Raw genomic sequence first — 15342 nt, 5'->3', positions numbered from 1 at the left:
GGGTCATGGGTCGCCAGGAGGATCCCTTCGCCGGCGCGGATCACTACGCTCGGAGGCATGCTGCTGTCACGCCCGCTCTGGCTGCGCGACGCCGACCGGCCTGTCCTGTTCAGCGTCGTGTTCTGGACGATGCTCGGGGCCACGGCGATCGCGCACGTGTCCCACCGCGAGACGGGCGGCATGGCCGTGGCGTTCGGCGTCGACCTGGCCGTCGTGACCGCGTTGTGGCTCGTGCTGCCGTGGCGGCGGGACGGCGGATGGCGGCGGCACGTGGCGGTGGTGTTCCTGCTCGCGACGCTCACGCTGGGGCCCGCGGGCTCGGCGGAGGTGCACCAGCTCCTGACGCTCATCGCCATCGCCAACATCGCCTTCGTCCACGGCATGCGGGCCGCCTTCTTCATCATCGGGTGGACGAGCGCCGCCCTGTTCGTCTCCGTCGTGATGTGGTTCGGGCGCGGGGTGACCGACGCCGTCGCGCAGACGGCCGTGTTCGTCGTGTTCTCCGCGTTCGTGCTCGGCATGACGTCGGCGGTGCTGGAGGCGCGCAGCGCGCGGGCGGACGCGCAGCGGCTGCTGGCCCGCGTCAGGGAGCTCACGGTGGCCCAGGAGCGGGCGCGGATGGGCGCGGAGATGCACGACTCCATCGGCCACCACCTGACGGTGATCAAGATGAGCCTGGAGAACGCCGAACGTTTCCGCACCCGCAGTCCCGAGGCCGCCTGGGACGACGTGCGACAGGCGAAGGGGCTGACCGTGGAGGCGCTGGCCGACGCCCGCCGATGGGTCCGCGCGCTGCGCCCGCTCGCGCTGGAGGGCCGGGTCGGCAGCGCGGCGCTGGAGCGGCTGGCGGCGTCGTTCGACGGTACGGGGCTGGCGGTGTCGTTCGAGGTGGTGGGCGGCGAGGTGCCCCTGGAGCCCGACGTGGAGCTGGTGCTCTACCGCGTCCTGCAAGAAGGGCTGACCAACGCCGTCCGGCACGCCGGCGCCCGCCACGTACGCGGCAGGCTGGCCTTCGACGGCGGACACGTGCAGCTGGTGATCACCGACGACGGCAGGGGCCGCGACGACGGCGCGGCAGGCGGCTTCGGGCTGCGCTCACTGGCCGAACGCGCCCGCGCCGTGGGCGGCACCCTCACCGCGGGCGACCGGCGGGGCGGCGGCTTCGAAGTACGCGCGGAGCTCCCCGTACGGGCGGGGGTGGCGTCATGAGGACGGTCAGGGTCCTGCTGGTCGACGACCAGGAGCTGATCCGGCAGGGGCTGCGCAGGATGCTGGAGATCGAGGACGGCATCGAGGTGGTCGGCGAGGCGTCCGACGGCGAGCAGGCTCTGCGCGTGACGGGGGAGTGCCGGCCGGACGTGGCGCTGGTGGACGCGAGGATGCCCAGGATGGACGGCGTCGAGCTCATCGCACGGCTGTCGGTCCTTCACCCCGGGGTCGCCGCGATCGTGCTCAGCACCTTCGACGAGGACGACTACATCTTCGGTGCGCTGCGCGGCGGAGCCGTCGGCTACCTGCTCAAGGACTGCACCCCGGAGCAGCTGGTCGACGCCATCCACCGGGCGGGGGGCGGAGAGACGGTGCTGGCCTCTCCCGTCGCCGAACGCCTGGTCGCCGAGCTCCGGCGGGCTCCCGCCACGCCGAGCCCGGAGCGAGACCCCGGGCGTCTGTCGAGCAGGGAGTACGAGGTGGCCAGGATGGTGGCCGCAGGTGCCACGAACCGGGAGATCGCGGCTCGGCTGCTCATCAGTGAGGGCACGGTGCGGAACCACGTGTCCGTCCTGCTGCGCAAGTTCGGCGTCCGCGACCGGACCCGCCTCGCCCTGCGCCTGCACGGCCTGCCCGCCTCCGGCAAAGAGATCATCACGTAGCCGGGCACGGCCTGCCGGCTCGTCAGTGGCCTCTCGATCATCACTGTCAGCCGACGCCTTCGATGATGCGGAAATCGCGCTCGTAGCCGTCGGGGAGGGCCACCAGCGCCTTCTGGTATTCCTCGCTCTCGTACGCCGCGACGGCCCGTTCGAAGCTGTCGAACTCGATCAGGACGACGCGTTGCGTGATCCCGGCCTCATAGGCGACCACCCGACCGCCACGGGACGGGATCCGGGACAGGACACGCCCGCCCCCCGCCTGGACGGCCAGGCCGGCCAGCTTGTCGTAGGTGGTCAGCCGCTCAGGGTCGGAGATGTCGGGATAGACACTGACCCAGTAGCCCTTGGCCATGGAAACCTCCTGTGCTGGGCCGGACGAACGTCCGGCTGATCGATCCGGGCTCGACCGGTGGTGCGGCCGGATATAGCGTCATATGCGCAGGTTAGAGGGTGATGTGCGGCCGAGGGAAAGACCGGTTCGGGCTAGACTCAGAACGGATCGTTATCAATCGGCGGGGAGGGCACGTGGCCCCGGACACGGTGAGCCTGCGCTACTTCCTGGTGCTGGCGCAGGAGCTGAACTTCACCCGCGCGGCCGCACGGATCGGTATCGCGCAGCCCGCACTCAGCGCCCGGATGCGCCGGTTGGAGGCGCAACTCGGTACGGCCCTGCTGGTCCGCAACACGCGCAGCGTCGTGTTGACCGCGGCCGGTGCGGCGCTGGCGGAGGCCGCGCCGCCCGCGCTCGCGGCGCTGGACCGGGCATGGGACACCGCCCGGAGCGCGGCGGCCGGCGAACTGGGCACGCTGCGCATCGGCTACAGCCTCAGCGCCGGGGCCGAGACCGTACCGGCGCTGGTGGACAGGCTGATGCGCGGCCACAGCGGACTCGAGGTCGGCGCGGTCCCGATGGCGACACCGGAGATCACCCCCGCGGTCGCCGACGGCCGCGTCGACGCCGGGATCACCCGCGGTGAACAGCCGGGCCGTGGCGTGCGCCGGTTCCCGCTGCGGCGGATGCGCGTCGGGGTCCAGCTGGCGCAGCATCATCCGCTGGCCGGACACCCGGAGATCGAGCTCGCCGACGCGGCCGCGTACCCGCTGCGGCTCCCGGACCGTGCGGCCAACCCCGTGATCCACGATCAGCTGGCCGCACTGTTCCGAGACGTCCGGCCGGAGGCTCGATTCCGTACGCCCGCGGTTTCTTTCGACATGTCTCAGCGCGACCTGCGCGACGGGGTCACCCTCGCCCCGGCCGGGGAAGCCGCGGTCACGACGCAACCGGCCGGTCTCACCTGGCGGCCGCTGCGGGGCGCGCCCAGCCTGACCATCCACCTGGTCCTCCCACGCGAGCAGTCGCCGCTGCACCGACGCGTCCGTACCGTCGCCAGAACATTGGCGCACGAGCTGCACTGGCTGCCGGACTGACGCGCACCTATCAGCGACCGGGCGCGTGTCCCGCCCAGAAGGACACGAGCGCGTCGGCCGCCTGGTCGGAAGCCCCGAACATCCACCAATGGGCCGCTCCGGTGAGGGTGGCGACGTCGGCGCCGACACGTCCGGCCATCTCGAACGTGTCCTCGGGATTCGTGTACGGATCCTCCGGCGTGTGCAGCATCAGCCCCGGCCGGCGCGGCGCCCGGGCCAGCTGTTCGCCGAGCTCGCTCATGGCCGGCTGCTTGGCCGACCGGTAGAGCTTCAGCATCGCCTCACCCATGACCTCGTCGAAGCCCTCCGCGGCGCTCGGGCCGAACCGTGCCGGGATCTTGCGGTTCGCGACGAAGTCCGCACCCGTCCAGGCCCCCCACTCGGGTCGGCACGACCAGCCCGAGCCGATCAGGTTGACTCTGCTGGCGGCGCTGTGCTGGGTGCGCAAGGCGGAGATGATCGACGGCCTGGTGGAGTTGCTGATCCAGCTCGTGCACAAGATCAGCGTGCGAGCCGAGAAGAAGGTCGAGAACGAGCTGAGCAGCGAGTTCCGGCGGGTGCAGGGCAAGTACGGCATCTTGGCCAGGCTCGCCCAGGCGGCGCTGGACCTGCCCGAGGAGCTCGTCCGCAAGGCGATCTACCCGGTGGTGGGCACGACCACGCTGGCCGACATCATCGCCGAGGTCAAGGCGAATGAGAAGGAGCTCCGTGCCCGGGTGCGGGTCAAGCTGCGCGGCTCTTACTCGCGTCATTACCGGCGGGGGCTGCCCAAGCTGCTGCGCGCGCTGGACTTCCGCTGCAACAACACCACCTTCCAGCCGGTGATGGACGCTCTGAAGCTGCTGGATCGCTACGCCGACTCCGAGGCCGTCTTCTACGACCGCGCCGAGACGGTCCCGCGGGAAATCTGGGTCGAGGGCGGCAAGATCTGGCGCAACCCCGAGGCGGACCTGCCGGCCGACTTCGACGACAACCGGGACGTGCATTACGAGGCACTGAAGAAGCCCCGTGACCCGGCGGCGTTCATCGCCGACCTGCAGCGCCGCCACACCGCCGCCCTCGATCGGCTGGACAAGGCGATGCGCAAAGGCACCACCGGCGGCGTGAAGATCACCCGGAAGAAGGCGAGCCGTGGATCAGCGTCCCGCCGCTGGGCAAGCAGGAGGAGCCGGCGGGCCTGACGGCGCTGAAGGCGGAGATCTCCCGCCGGTGGGGCGTGATCGACCTGCTGGACGTGCTAAGGACGTGGCCCACGTCACCGACTACACCGAATCTTTCACCTCGGTGGCCTCGCGGATCGTCATCGACCCGGCGGTGCTGCAGCGACGGCTGTTGCTCTGCCTGTATGGGCTGGGGACGAACGTCGGGATCAAGCGGGTGGCCGACGGCGTGGCCGCGGCCGCGCTGCCGCCCGGGCAGATCGACAACGAGGCGGCGCTGCGGCGGACCCGCCGGTTGTTCATCAACCGGGACAACCTGCGCGAGGCGATCCGCCTGATCGTCAACGCCACCCTGAAGGCGCGCGATGTCGCTCTGTGGGGCGAGGGCACCTCGTGCGCGTCCGATTCGCGCAAGTTCGGGTCGTGGTCGGCGAATTTCATGACCGAGTGGCATCAGCGCTACCACGGTCCGGGGATCATGGTCTACTGGCACGTCGAACGGCGGTTGGTGTGCATCTACAGCCAGGTGACCAGCACGACCGCCTCCGAGGTGGCCTCGATGATCGAGGGCCTGCTGCGGCACCTGACCGACGCGGAGATCGATCGCCAGTACACCGATACCCACGGCGCTGTTGTTACATGGACACCTCTTGCCCCATCTGCCCAAGTGGCACCAGGATGCGGCGAGTTCATGGGAGATCGGGAAAGTTCGGTCCGGAGGTGTCTGTGCGGGTTCGGCAGCAGTACGGCGAGGACGGCGCGCGTCGCGTCGAGCTGCTCGGCGAGGACGGCGAGCCGATCGAGGTGGTGGCAGGGTTCCTGCGATTCCTGGCGGCCCGGGACTGCTCGCCCAATACGCTCGTCTCCTACGCCTACGACCTTCGCCACCTGTGGCGATTCTTCGCTCGTGATGGCCTGACCTGGCAGGAGTTCGCTCCGCGACACTCGATCGCGCTGCTGGAGTACCTGCGATCGGTGCCCTCGCGCAGGCCTCGCCAGCGCATGGCACTGACGGTCGTGGTGGACGCCGACGGCCCGGCCACCAGGCTAGCCCCGAGCACCGTGAACCGGGTCCTGGCGGCCGTCGCCTCCTTCTATGAGTACGTGATCCTGGCCGGGATGTTCGACCGGCTGAATCCGATCGAAAAGCGGCCGGATCCGGCGCTGGCGCGCGTCTCAGAGCGGCATCGGCCGTTCATGGGGCGAGCCAGCCGGCAACGTCCTGTCCGCCGGGCGGTGAAAGTCAAGACGGTGCAGCGGTTGCCGCGGCCGCTGAGCGAGGCCCAGGTCAAGGCGCTGCTGGAGCAGCTGCGCGGCAAGCGGGACCGGGCGATCGTGCTGCTGATGCTGCAGGGCGGACTACGGCCGGGTGAGGTGCTGGGCCTGCACCTGGAGGACATCGCCTACGGCCGCCGGCGCGTGGTCGTCCGCCACCGCAACGACCATCCCAAGGGTGCTCGATCCAAGTCCCGCACTGAACGTGTCGTCGATCTGCACGAACCCGAGACCCTGGCCGCGGTCAGCGCCTATGTGATGGACGAGCGCCCGGCCGACGCCGACAGCCCGCTGGTGTTCCTGATCGGTGGCCGCGGCAAGAGGCGGCTAGAGGCCTTCAGCTACGACGGGCTGGTGAAGATGTTCACCCGCGCCACGACCAGGGCCGGGATCCGGACGCCCTGGGTGACACCGCACGCCTGCCGGCATACGCACGCGACTGCGATGTGGGAGGGCGGCATGCGGGAACTGGCGCTGCAGAAGCGGCTGGGCCACGCCTCGCCGGAGTCGACCCGGATCTACACCAGGGTGTCTGATCCGGCGGTGGTAAGCGAGTACAACCGGGCGCTCGGTGGCCTGGCCGGTGCTGGCCTTGAGGACGGGAGGTCCTGATGGCCGGACATGTGTCGGCCGCCGCTCTCGCGGCGACCTCGGTCACCCCGACGGGCAGGCCGAGGCGGCGGCACTGCCGCGAGGCGGAGTATCTCGCCTACGTACCCGACCAGGACATCAATCCCAACTACCGCAACGAGAAGATCCGCCGGTATCGAGCGTTCATGGACGCATGGCCGCGGATGAGTGACTGGTTCGCCGCCCCGCTGGTTGAGCGGGTCGGACGGCTCCCCGGGGAGACCCACAAGGCCCCCTCCTTCCCGGTGTCCTTCCACGCCCGGCCCTATCTGCTGTTTCTCGCTCTTCGCGGCTACGTCACCTTCGATTACGCGTGGATGTTCGGAGCTGGTCAGATCCGGGTCGACGACTGCGCCGCAGCTATGGGTATTGACCTGGGCACCGACGAGTTGATCGAGGAAGCGGTCGCGCTTGGCTACAACGGCAACTCCGCGCGGCAGGCCATGCGTTGGACGGTCGGCCGGATCGCGCTGCACACCGGCATCCGGCACGCCGGCGAGCTCACCGAAGTCCACATCACCCAGGCTCTGGAGGCCGTCCGGCTCTTCAGCGAACGCAACGACCTGCATCTCTTCTATCCTTCGGCGCAGAATTACCGCGACAACGCGGCCAAGCAGTGGATCACCCACCTGCATCAACTGCAGGTGGTGCTGTTCCACCGCGGGCAGGTCGCCTCCCAGCCGCGCAAGCTGATGCCGTCCTGGAAGCCGCCGCTGGTGCTGCCACCCCGCATGCAGGCAGTCGCCGATAAGTGGCTGGCCGCCCACCGGCTGACCGACGCGCCCTTGACGGTGGAGAAGCTGGAGATCGCCCTGCGCAAGTTCGGCGAGTGGCTCGCCGAACACCACCCCGAAGTCGTCTCCTTCGCCGACGTCACCCGCGATCACTGCCTGGGCTGGGCCGAGTCCCTCGCCGAGACGCCGACGGAGAAGACCGGCAAGCCGCTGGGCCCGGTCAGCCGCAACCAGCGGATCTCCGCACTGGCACTGATGTTCCGGGACGCTGCCGCATGGGAGTACGACGACGTCCCCGGCTTCGCGCCGATCAGCCCGCGAGACGCGCCCCGGACGCAGCAGCGGATCCCCCGATTCATCCCTGATCACGAGCTCGACCTCGTAATGCCGATCATCAACGAGATCACCTGCCCGTTCCAGCGCGCGGCGCTCCTGGTCGCCCGCTGGTCCGGTGCCCGCCGCGACGAGATCCGGCACCTGCCGATCGACTGCCTCGACCACTACCTCGACGGAACGCCACGGCTACGGCTACCCGGCCGCAAGACCTACAAGGAACGCGCCGTTCCCATCCACCAGGACGCCGCCGACGCCCTGCAGAAGGTCATCGACCTGCGCAAGACCGGCACGGACCGCCCCTTCACCGACCCCCGCACCGGCGAGCAGATCCGTTACCTGTTCATGGACCACGGCAAGCAACTGTCGCTCCACTACCTGTTTAACACCCCGATCCAGCAGGCATGCATGCAGGTCGGGCTCGTCGTCCCCGGCGGCAAAAAGGACGGTCCCGGAGTCCGGGGCACCATCTCCGCCCACAGATTCCGGCACACCGTCGGCACCCAGCTCGCAGAACGCGGCGCCAAGCTGCACACCATCATGAAGGTCCTCGGCCACTCCTCGGTCTCCATGGCACTCGTATACGCCCAAATTAGCGACCAAGAGGTCCTACACGACTACACGTCCGTCCTGGCCCCTGGCGCCGTCATCGCCGGCCCCGCCGCACTCGACCTGAAGTACGGCGTCCTGCCCGACGAGGCGGTGCACTGGCTTAAGAGCAACTTCTTCAAGACCGAACTCGAGCTCGGCCACTGCCTGCGCCTTCCCGCCGAGGGACCCTGCGAGTGCGACCTCTACCTGACCTGCGCCAAGTTCGTCACCACCCCTGACTACGCGCCAAGGCTTCGCGCTCGGCTGGAGGTCGAACAGCAGCTCGTCCAGGACGCCGATGACCGCGGCTGGACCCGCGAGGTCGAACGGCATACGTCCATCGGCCGGCGACTCCAAAGCCTCCTCGCCGAGCTTGGCGAACCGTCCGATCCTGAAGCCCCCGAGACGACAGGACAACGACCGTGCACCGGCCCGATCGGAGCGTGACCCCCACCCAACGCCCGCGATCTTCTCCTGGAAGAGCCCGGGACCTGAGACGGGCTCCACCAAGGGGGGATGATCCATAGCATCGGCGCGTAGTTCATTGAATTCCGGTCGTCAGCGGGGAACCCGCGTGCGGATTCGTTTGGTGGGAAAGTGGCGGCATGGAGACTGCGAACCGCACGCTGACGGCAGATGTGATCGCGGCGCTAAGGTACTGGCCGGGCGTCATCCACGGCGGCCAGAAGAATCCACCGGACCCAGTGGATCTCACCGTCCTGCCTCCTTTTTTCAACGAGGTGTTGCAGGACCTGCCCTGGTGGAACCGTGACTGGAAGGTCAGCGACGTTGAGCCGGGCATCCCCTTGGAGATCGAGAGCGATCACGACCGTTCCACGACAAGGTTCACAGAAGTGTCGGTGCCAGGCACCGCCAGCGCCAGCTCCGGCGAGAGCCTGCCGTTCGTCGGGAAGGTCAGGTTTACCAGCGATCGGCTGATCCGATTCCAAGCCAAGATCGGCCACATGGTCGTCAGCCCGGCAGACACACCGGCCGGGCAGCTGGAGCCACATCCGTTCTCAGCGGTATTCAGCAGACTGATGGACCTGCGCGGGATTCCGGTGAGGGACATGGCAAGGCAAACCGCCAGGTCGATGTCCACCATCCACATGCTTCGCAACGGCAGACTGAACCCGCATCCTGTTCTCGCCAAGGAGATCGCCGAAGTCTTGGGCATGTCGGAGGCAGATATCCACGCGATCGCCAGCCTCGACGGCGATTGCAGGGACAGCCAGATCCCAGACTCTCAGTAGTTGTTAGTCACGTACAGTGGCGCACACACATCAGTACCTCGTGACGCATGCTTCTTGCATGCGACACATGGACCTCGCTTGACTTTGTCCACATAACCTCCATCGTCGGGTTCGCCTTCTCCGAACTGCTCGGCTTCAAGCTGCTGCCGCGTCTGAAGAACATCGGCTCGGCGCGGCTGTACCGGCCCGGGACCGGCGAGGACGAGGCGTGGCCGCGTCTGGAGACGGTGCTGTCGAACAAGACCATCGACTGGGACCTGATAGCCCGCCACTACGACCAGATGATCAAGTACGCGACCGCGCTGCGGTTGCGTACCGCCGAGTCGCATCAGATGCTGCGCCGCTTCACCCGCGGCGGCCCCAAGCACCCACCTACCAGGCGATCGAGGAGCTCGGCCGCGTCATCCGGACGATCTTCATCTGTGAGTATCTGGCGGATGAGGGACTCAGGAGGGAGATCAACGAGGGCCTGAACGTGGTGGAGAACTTCAACTCTGCCAGCAAGGACCTGTTCTACGGCAAGGCCGGTGACCTGACCGGCGACGACCGGGAGAACGTCGAGGTCTCCGCGCTGGCGCTGCACCTGGTCGCCGCGGCCATCACCTACCTCAACACGCACCTGATCCAGATCGTGCTGCGCGATCCGGCCTGGCGAAAACGGCTGAGCCCGGCCGACCGGCGCGGGCTGACGGCTCTGTTCTGGTCCCATATGAACCTGTATGGCCGCTTCGAGCTCGACATGAGTCGCCACCTGGAGCTGGACGGCGTTCCGCTCGGGCGGCCCAGCGCCCCGTGACGCACGGGGCTGACAGGGCTGGCGCCGCTCAGCCCTGTCAGCCCCGCCGTGTGCTGCCGGATCGCTACTGCCGGATCGGCAGGCCGGTGACGGGGTCGAACGGCTCCCACCGTTGCACAACGGTCTGCCGCACCCCCTGGTCGAGCTGGGCTGCCACTCGGTGTTGCCCCTCGAAGTAACGCCATTCGGCGCCTGGTTCGGTGCTCGGCTCGATTCCCCCGGTGCAGGCCAGGGCGAGGACCGCGTCCTGTTCCCAGTCGCCGAAACCCTGATCGTCAAGGCGTTCGATGGCGTAGTCACTGATGCGTTCGCCGCGCAGGCCGGCGGCTTGGGCCTGGCGGACCAGACGAATGGCCGCCTCTGCGGCCTGGCGCCAGTCCACCTGGTGGTGCCAGCAGCACGCACGCGGGGCCTGGCGGGGCACGAGCCAGGGGACCAGGCGGCGGATCCGCCGCCTGACCCAGACCTTCGGGCCGATCATGCAGTCCGGTTCGCGGATCTCGTTGGGCACGGGCAGACGGACGACCTTCACGACCTCGTACACCGGCTCATACGCCGGGTGGATCGGCTCGCTTCGCTCCGGCATGTGTCCCATCTTTCCCTGCTGGGAGTGGGCGGGCCGGGACAACCGGCGAACTCACCGGGCCGCCGCGCCCGGCGCGCCAGTGCTGGCGTCGTGGTCTCGGAGCGGGGGTCAGTACTGGCTGGAGAGATTTGGAACGGAATCCGGCGTTAGCGGGGTTCTCTCAGGTCAGTGGTCCCCTGCCGTTGCGGTCTTCCGGACGTGGTCAACGCCGGATTCCGTTCCATCGCACTGACCCCCGAACAGGACCTGGCGACGCCGGCACCCTGACCGCCGACCATCTGAACCGGGAACCCCTGGCAGGCCGCGCGGGTTCGGCCTGTACGTGGTCCGCCGGTTGTGCGATGAGGTTCTGCTCGATCATCCCGACGGCCACTCCCGCTTGCGCCTGCACAAGCCTGGACCGCCCGAGCAGACCGGCGCCGCCGACGGCTGAACGTGTGGTTGATGAACCAGGCGGGCAGTGGTTCATCCTCTCGAGGGTCGTGAGCGGCGATCAGTTCCCGCGATGAGCTTTGCTGCGAACGCCTCTGGCCGTCTTGCGGGCAGGCGGCGTTGACTGGCGGTATCCGGTTACCTGTCTTCGGATGGGGATGCGCTGGCAATATCGGGCGGAGGCGGTCGTGTCTACCGAGGTCGTGATGTGGGTGGCCGTCATCGTCGGGGTGATGGTGGTGGTGCCGACCGTGGGTTTCTTCTTGTTGCGGAGGCGTCGGGGTTGCCTGCGCGAGCGGTTCGGCCCCGCCTACAAGCGCACGGTTGCCGCCGCGGGCGAGCGCAGGGCGGCCGAGCGTGAGCTGCGGGCCCGTCGAATGCGATCAGGCCCACTCGACATCCAGCCGCTCGATCCCGACGCACGCCGCGGCTATGGCGATAGGTGGGCCGCGGTGCAGGAGCGTTTCGTGAACGAGCCGAGTCCTGCGGTCAGCGAGGCCGATCTACTGGTAAGAGCCGTCATGGCCAAGCGCGGATACAGCACTGAGGACTTCGCGCAGCAGGCCTCCGACCTGTCGCGGCGACACAGCCGCACCCTGGAGCACTACCGCGGAGCCCACGAGATCAGCGGGCGCGCCGCAGGCGGTTGGGTGTCGATCAAGGAACTGCGGCAGGCCATGACCCACTATCACGCCTTGTTCGACGACCTCATCGGCGGCGACCAGCGGCCCCTCCGGGTCCGGGCAGCCGCTCGACCACCCCTGACACTCCCACACGGAGGCGCGGGTCCCCGCCGGTAGGCCACAGGCGCTCAGGAGGCCGCGAGCCGGAACACGAGCGATGGATCCACCCCCGTGGCCGTGCCACGAAACCTCACGGAGGTATCAGACCGATGGCGTTACCTCATCAAGAGAGCCAAAGCCGCCTTCCCGCCGATGGCGGCTCCTCGGCAGGGACGGCCGAGGAGAGCAGCGCCGACGAAAGCCACAAGGAGCGCATCGACCGTGAATTGTCCGAACTCCTGCAGGGGCTGCGGGTGATGGTGACCGGGGTGCAGGTGCTGTTCGCCTTTCTGCTGGCGATGCCGTTCCAGAGCGGCTTCGCCAAGGTGGACACCTCCGGCCGCTGGCTGTTCTTCATCGCGTTGACAGGATCGGCCACCGCCTCGCTCTGCTTCATCACGCCCGCTGTTCAGCACCGGCTGCTGTTCCGTACCGGGCTGAAGGAGAAGATCGTGCATCGCGCCAACGAGCTGGGCCTGGCCGGCGCCGTAGCCTTGGCGGTCGCGATCACCGCCGCGATGGCCCTGGTGGCCGAGGTCGTGCTCGGCAACTGGCTGGCCATCGTGTTCGGCGCCGCGGCGGCGCTGGCCACCTGCTGGCTGTGGCTCCTGCAACCGATCATCGACCTGCGCCGCCAGGCAACGGCCAACCCACCGCAGACAACACACAAAGAGGACTAGCCGGCCGCCGGTGAGCAGGCCCCGGCTGCTCGACGAGATACGCCGTCCAACCTCTCATGGGAGAGTTCATGGATACCGATGTCGCCGGACGTGAACCCCTGGTGGTGGATGAACGGAAGGTGCGGTTAGCCGGAGCCTTCGCCCTCAGCCATTCGGCTGAACGGGTACGTTCTGCGGTGGTGGCGGCGCACCACCGGTTCGATGGGCGGCCGATCCGCGGCTTCGTTCCGATCTTCGTCGAGCGGATCGCCAAAGAAGACCTGCGCCGGTCCGCCTCCTGGCATTAATGTCTCTGCACGCCCGAGGAAGGGCCGGGTGGCCGGGCGCCTCCCGTCAACGCCTCCCACCGGGATGCGGATACGGGCGTTGTCAGCCGAAGGCCGTGCGCGCCCAGCCGAGCGCGCAGGTGGGATTCATCCCGTGCGGGATGCGGTCCGCAGGGGTGTAGCTGAGCCACTGGTCGATGAGCCGGCCCAGCTGTTCGGGCACGTCCGGGGTGAGATGATCGGTGCGTTCGGGGCGGGTTCCGGCTTGCATCAGGTGATAGACCTGCAGCAGGTCGGCGTCGGTGCCGACGGCGGTTTCGAGCTCGCGTCGCAGCGGCGCTAGGCCGGTCAGCAGCCAGTAGGCCAGGGCGCCGACGCCGTACAGGTCGGACAGGCCGCTGGGGGCGGCGTCGGTGACGCCGAGTTGCTCGGGGCTGGCGAACCACTTGGTGCCGCCGGGGGACACCGTGGAGACGCTCTTGCCGGCCTGGTGCAGCTGGGACATGCCCCAGTCGATGATCCTGATGTTGGTGAGGCCGTCCAGCACGATGTTCTGCGGCTTGATGTCGAGGTGGATGATGTTGCTCAGAGCGGCGGCCTGCAGCCCGGCCAGCACCTGGTCGACAACCCACAGGCTCCACTTCAGCGAGACGCTGGCGCCTGCCTGCTGTTGGAGGTGGAGGTTGAGGCTGCCCGGCTGGTAGAGGGGCGAGATGAGGTAGACCGCTTGGGATCTGCGGTCCTGGCCGGAGTCGATGATCTGCCCGATGTGCGGGTGGTGCAGGCGCATGCCGCGTACTTCCCGCAGGAAGGTGCGAAACCGTTGGGGGTCGCTGTTGGCCTGGTGGAACACCTTGGCGACGACGGTGGTGGCGGGGTCGGCGAGTTCGTAGGCCTTGTACAGGGTGGCCATGGCGCTGGGGTCGGCGTTCAGGGGGGCGTAGATGCGCCAGCGGTCGTTGAGCACCATGATCGGCGCAGGGCCGTCACCGTCGCTGTGGGTGAGTGCGTGCGCTGGCTGCGTGCGCTGGCCTGCCTGGCTCCTGCGCTGCGGCAGGTGCTGGCTCCGCGCACGCTGCAGCGTGGCCGAGGCGATGAGCTGCGCTGAGGTGATGATCTGCTCGGCGTCGGAGCGGGCCTGGGCGAGGATCGCGGCGGCCTCGATCTGGGCGTCTTGGAGCACCTGATGGCGCAGCTGGTCCAGCGTGGCTGTTGCCAGCCGGTCCAGCTCGGCTGTTGCCGCGGCGGGAGGATAGGGGCGAGGCCGAGCGGTCGTTCCGCTGCTGGCTGGGAGAACAGACATGGGCGCACGGGGTCTCAGCGCGCTGCCGCAGGGCCGGACCCGGCCCTGCCCTCGACGCTGCCCGCACCCGTGGCGGGGGTGGTGCCGTATATCGGGAAGCTGTGGTTCAGATCGGTGAGGTGCAGCACCTTGGCCAGGTGTGGGCGGGGGGCGGCCAGGCCGAGGGTGATGTTCAGGGTTCTGGCCTGGTGTTGGACGCCGATCAGGACGCCCAGTCCGGCGGCGTCGCAGAATGACACGTCGGACAGGTCGAGGATGAGCAGGCTGGTGCTGTGTTGCAAGGCGCGCACGAGGCGTTCGCGTACAGCCTCGCGGGTGGCGAGGTCGAGCTCGCCGCGTAGGTGAACGATGGTGGCGCTGGCAGGGATGGGCCACGGACCTGCCCCGAGGCGGGGGTGGAGGGTGGTCATGAGGTGCTCCGATCGAGGGCATCGCTGGATGCTGGCACCGCGGGGATAGGGCTTCGCGATGAGGTCGAATGTGGTCGGTGACTGGGCTGCTGTCGCGGGCTGCGTACGTGGCCGGCGGCACCACACCGGGGGAATCCCCGGGGGCCGGTGGACTCATGAGTGAGGGCGGCCAGGCGTGGGTCGGCCGGGGCGCGCCGGTGCCTGCAGGCGGAGACCTGGCGTCTGGTGCCAGCCGGTGAGCTCGAGCAGGCGTCGCACCTGTGGAGGCACCGACCGCAGGGTCAGAACACGGTCGCCGCCGCCGTCGTGCAGAGCGGTGGCGGCGCTGACCAGGGCGCGCAGGCAGCCGGTGTCGATGAATGTTAGGCCGCTCAGATCGACGCAGAGGCTGCTGTCGACGTTTATGGAGGCCAGTGCGCGCCTTAGGGTGGGCAGGGTGGAGTGGTCGAGCTCGCCCTCGATCCGCAGGCCCGCGCAGTCGGCGAGCGGGGTGATGCGCAGGAGCCGGTCGGCGGTGGTGATCGGGGTGAGCACGATCACGAGTCGTTCGATCAGGGCGGCGATCACGAGCGCGGAGGCGCTGGCGGCGTGCGTGCTGTTCATGCCGGGCTCCTACGGGGGAGTACGGGAGACAAGAGGGGCCGCGGGCTTGAGGCGGCATGAACACGTTGCGAGGGTGCCAGCGGAGCGGTGTCGCGCGTGCAGTGCTCTGATCATCTAGCAGGCTCGCCGGAGCGGAAACCACCGATGCCAGCCAGGCTTATCACCACCGGCGATCACCGGACAGGTGCCGGCAGGGCTGAGGGCGGGAA

Annotated in this window: 19 protein-coding genes; 13 read left to right on the top strand and 6 right to left on the bottom strand. The window is 68.7% G+C overall.

Annotation, left to right across the window (positions count from 1 at the left end):
* Positions 1-57: 57 nt before the first annotated feature.
* Positions 58-1209, top strand: coding sequence for a sensor histidine kinase (locus B0I32_RS40200; RefSeq protein ID WP_106248647.1), 1152 nt, complete (start codon positions 58-60; stop codon positions 1207-1209).
* Positions 1206-1871, top strand: a complete 666-nt coding sequence (locus B0I32_RS40195; RefSeq protein ID WP_106248645.1) for a response regulator — start codon at positions 1206-1208, stop codon at positions 1869-1871. Before B0I32_RS40200 ends, B0I32_RS40195 begins: the two co-directional genes overlap by 4 nt.
* 46 nt (positions 1872-1917) lie before the next feature.
* Here the strand turns inward: B0I32_RS40195 and B0I32_RS40190 are convergent, their stop codons facing one another.
* Positions 1918-2223 (bottom strand): DUF1330 domain-containing protein, encoded by a 306-nt coding sequence (locus B0I32_RS40190; protein ID WP_106248643.1) that lies wholly within the window; start codon positions 2221-2223, stop codon positions 1918-1920.
* 173 nt (positions 2224-2396) lie between these two features.
* On the opposite strand from B0I32_RS40190, the gene B0I32_RS40185 reads away from it, so the two are divergent.
* Positions 2397-3299, top strand: a complete 903-nt coding sequence (locus B0I32_RS40185) for a LysR family transcriptional regulator (protein ID WP_106248641.1) — start codon at positions 2397-2399, stop codon at positions 3297-3299.
* Between the two features lie 10 nt (positions 3300-3309).
* Here the strand turns inward: B0I32_RS40185 and B0I32_RS40180 are convergent, their stop codons facing one another.
* Positions 3310-3747, bottom strand: a complete 438-nt coding sequence (locus tag B0I32_RS40180) for an alpha/beta fold hydrolase (RefSeq protein ID WP_106248639.1) — start codon at positions 3745-3747, stop codon at positions 3310-3312.
* Here B0I32_RS40180 and B0I32_RS40175 point away from each other — a divergent pair.
* From B0I32_RS40175 to B0I32_RS40145, 7 genes are all read left to right on the top strand, one after another.
* A complete protein-coding gene (locus B0I32_RS40175; RefSeq protein WP_106248638.1) occupies positions 3740-4480 on the top strand; it encodes a hypothetical protein in 741 nt (246 codons plus the stop codon). The genes B0I32_RS40180 and B0I32_RS40175 overlap by 8 nt on opposite strands.
* A 64-nt stretch (positions 4481-4544) precedes the next feature.
* Positions 4545-5378 (top strand): transposase, encoded by an 834-nt coding sequence (locus B0I32_RS60415; RefSeq protein WP_245956323.1) that lies wholly within the window; start codon positions 4545-4547, stop codon positions 5376-5378.
* Positions 5264-6346: a tyrosine-type recombinase/integrase gene (locus B0I32_RS40165; RefSeq protein WP_245956339.1), complete on the top strand. Its 1083-nt coding sequence runs from the start codon at positions 5264-5266 to the stop codon at positions 6344-6346. The genes B0I32_RS60415 and B0I32_RS40165 overlap by 115 nt, the downstream gene beginning before the upstream one ends.
* Before the next feature lie 263 nt (positions 6347-6609).
* A complete protein-coding gene (locus tag B0I32_RS40160; protein WP_219912260.1) occupies positions 6610-8469 on the top strand; it encodes a tyrosine-type recombinase/integrase in 1860 nt (619 codons plus the stop codon).
* A gap of 158 nt (positions 8470-8627) precedes the next feature.
* Positions 8628-9275, top strand: a complete 648-nt coding sequence (locus tag B0I32_RS40155; RefSeq protein WP_106248630.1) for a helix-turn-helix domain-containing protein — start codon at positions 8628-8630, stop codon at positions 9273-9275.
* A 47-nt stretch (positions 9276-9322) separates the two neighbouring features.
* A complete protein-coding gene (locus B0I32_RS60410; RefSeq protein WP_245956322.1) occupies positions 9323-9748 on the top strand; it encodes a transposase in 426 nt (141 codons plus the stop codon).
* Positions 9658-10071: a transposase gene (locus B0I32_RS40145; RefSeq protein WP_245956338.1), complete on the top strand. Its 414-nt coding sequence runs from the start codon at positions 9658-9660 to the stop codon at positions 10069-10071. The genes B0I32_RS60410 and B0I32_RS40145 overlap by 91 nt, the downstream gene beginning before the upstream one ends.
* A 64-nt stretch (positions 10072-10135) precedes the next feature.
* Here the strand turns inward: B0I32_RS40145 and B0I32_RS40140 are convergent, their stop codons facing one another.
* Positions 10136-10657: a hypothetical protein gene (locus B0I32_RS40140; RefSeq protein ID WP_106248627.1), complete on the bottom strand. Its 522-nt coding sequence runs from the start codon at positions 10655-10657 to the stop codon at positions 10136-10138.
* A 620-nt stretch (positions 10658-11277) separates the two neighbouring features.
* On the opposite strand from B0I32_RS40140, the gene B0I32_RS40135 reads away from it, so the two are divergent.
* The 3 genes from B0I32_RS40135 (at position 11278) to B0I32_RS40125 (ending at position 12838) form a co-directional block, all read left to right on the top strand.
* A complete protein-coding gene (locus tag B0I32_RS40135) occupies positions 11278-11889 on the top strand; it encodes a hypothetical protein (RefSeq protein ID WP_219912259.1) in 612 nt (203 codons plus the stop codon).
* Positions 11890-11981: 92 nt separating this feature from the next.
* Positions 11982-12551 (top strand): DUF6328 family protein, encoded by a 570-nt coding sequence (locus B0I32_RS40130; protein ID WP_219912258.1) that lies wholly within the window; start codon positions 11982-11984, stop codon positions 12549-12551.
* A gap of 68 nt (positions 12552-12619) precedes the next feature.
* Entirely contained in the window at positions 12620-12838 is a 219-nt protein-coding gene (locus B0I32_RS40125; protein WP_106248807.1) for a three-helix bundle dimerization domain-containing protein, read from the top strand.
* Between the two features lie 82 nt (positions 12839-12920).
* Here the strand turns inward: B0I32_RS40125 and B0I32_RS40120 are convergent, their stop codons facing one another.
* The 3 genes from B0I32_RS40120 to B0I32_RS40110 form a co-directional block, all read right to left on the bottom strand.
* The gene (locus B0I32_RS40120; protein WP_106248625.1) at positions 12921-14120 is read right to left on the bottom strand and encodes a protein kinase domain-containing protein; all 1200 of its coding nucleotides are present in this window, start codon (positions 14118-14120) and stop codon (positions 12921-12923) included.
* Between the two features lie 14 nt (positions 14121-14134).
* Entirely contained in the window at positions 14135-14530 is a 396-nt protein-coding gene (locus B0I32_RS40115) for an STAS domain-containing protein (RefSeq protein WP_106248623.1), read from the bottom strand.
* A gap of 153 nt (positions 14531-14683) precedes the next feature.
* Positions 14684-15133 (bottom strand): STAS domain-containing protein, encoded by a 450-nt coding sequence (locus B0I32_RS40110; RefSeq protein WP_106248621.1) that lies wholly within the window; start codon positions 15131-15133, stop codon positions 14684-14686.
* Positions 15134-15342: the final 209 nt, after the last annotated feature.

The organism is Nonomuraea fuscirosea (assembly GCF_003001935.1).
Lineage (GTDB): Bacteria > Actinomycetota > Actinomycetes > Streptosporangiales > Streptosporangiaceae > Nonomuraea > Nonomuraea fuscirosea.
The sequence above is the reverse complement of the archived record's forward strand: the minus strand, read 5'-3'. Positions and strand labels throughout refer to the sequence as shown.

Excerpts from the sequence above, each read along its gene's own strand:
- B0I32_RS40190 (WP_106248643.1), bottom strand. The coding sequence starts at position 2,223 with ATGGCCAAGGGCTACTGGGTCAGTGTCTATCCCGACATCTCCGACCCT.
- B0I32_RS40115 (WP_106248623.1), bottom strand. The coding sequence starts at position 14,530 with ATGACCACCCTCCACCCCCGCCTCGGGGCAGGTCCGTGGCCCATCCCT.
- B0I32_RS40155 (WP_106248630.1), top strand. The coding sequence starts at position 8,628 with ATGGAGACTGCGAACCGCACGCTGACGGCAGATGTGATCGCGGCGCTA.
- B0I32_RS40140 (WP_106248627.1), bottom strand. The coding sequence starts at position 10,657 with ATGCCGGAGCGAAGCGAGCCGATCCACCCGGCGTATGAGCCGGTGTAC.
- B0I32_RS40200 (WP_106248647.1), top strand. The coding sequence starts at position 58 with ATGCTGCTGTCACGCCCGCTCTGGCTGCGCGACGCCGACCGGCCTGTC.
- B0I32_RS40130 (WP_219912258.1), top strand. The coding sequence starts at position 11,982 with ATGGCGTTACCTCATCAAGAGAGCCAAAGCCGCCTTCCCGCCGATGGC.
- B0I32_RS60410 (WP_245956322.1), top strand. The coding sequence starts at position 9,323 with ATGCTTCTTGCATGCGACACATGGACCTCGCTTGACTTTGTCCACATA.
- B0I32_RS40125 (WP_106248807.1), top strand. The coding sequence starts at position 12,620 with ATGGATACCGATGTCGCCGGACGTGAACCCCTGGTGGTGGATGAACGG.
- B0I32_RS40195 (WP_106248645.1), top strand. The coding sequence starts at position 1,206 with ATGAGGACGGTCAGGGTCCTGCTGGTCGACGACCAGGAGCTGATCCGG.
- B0I32_RS40120 (WP_106248625.1), bottom strand. The coding sequence starts at position 14,120 with ATGTCTGTTCTCCCAGCCAGCAGCGGAACGACCGCTCGGCCTCGCCCC.
- B0I32_RS40110 (WP_106248621.1), bottom strand. The coding sequence starts at position 15,133 with ATGAACAGCACGCACGCCGCCAGCGCCTCCGCGCTCGTGATCGCCGCC.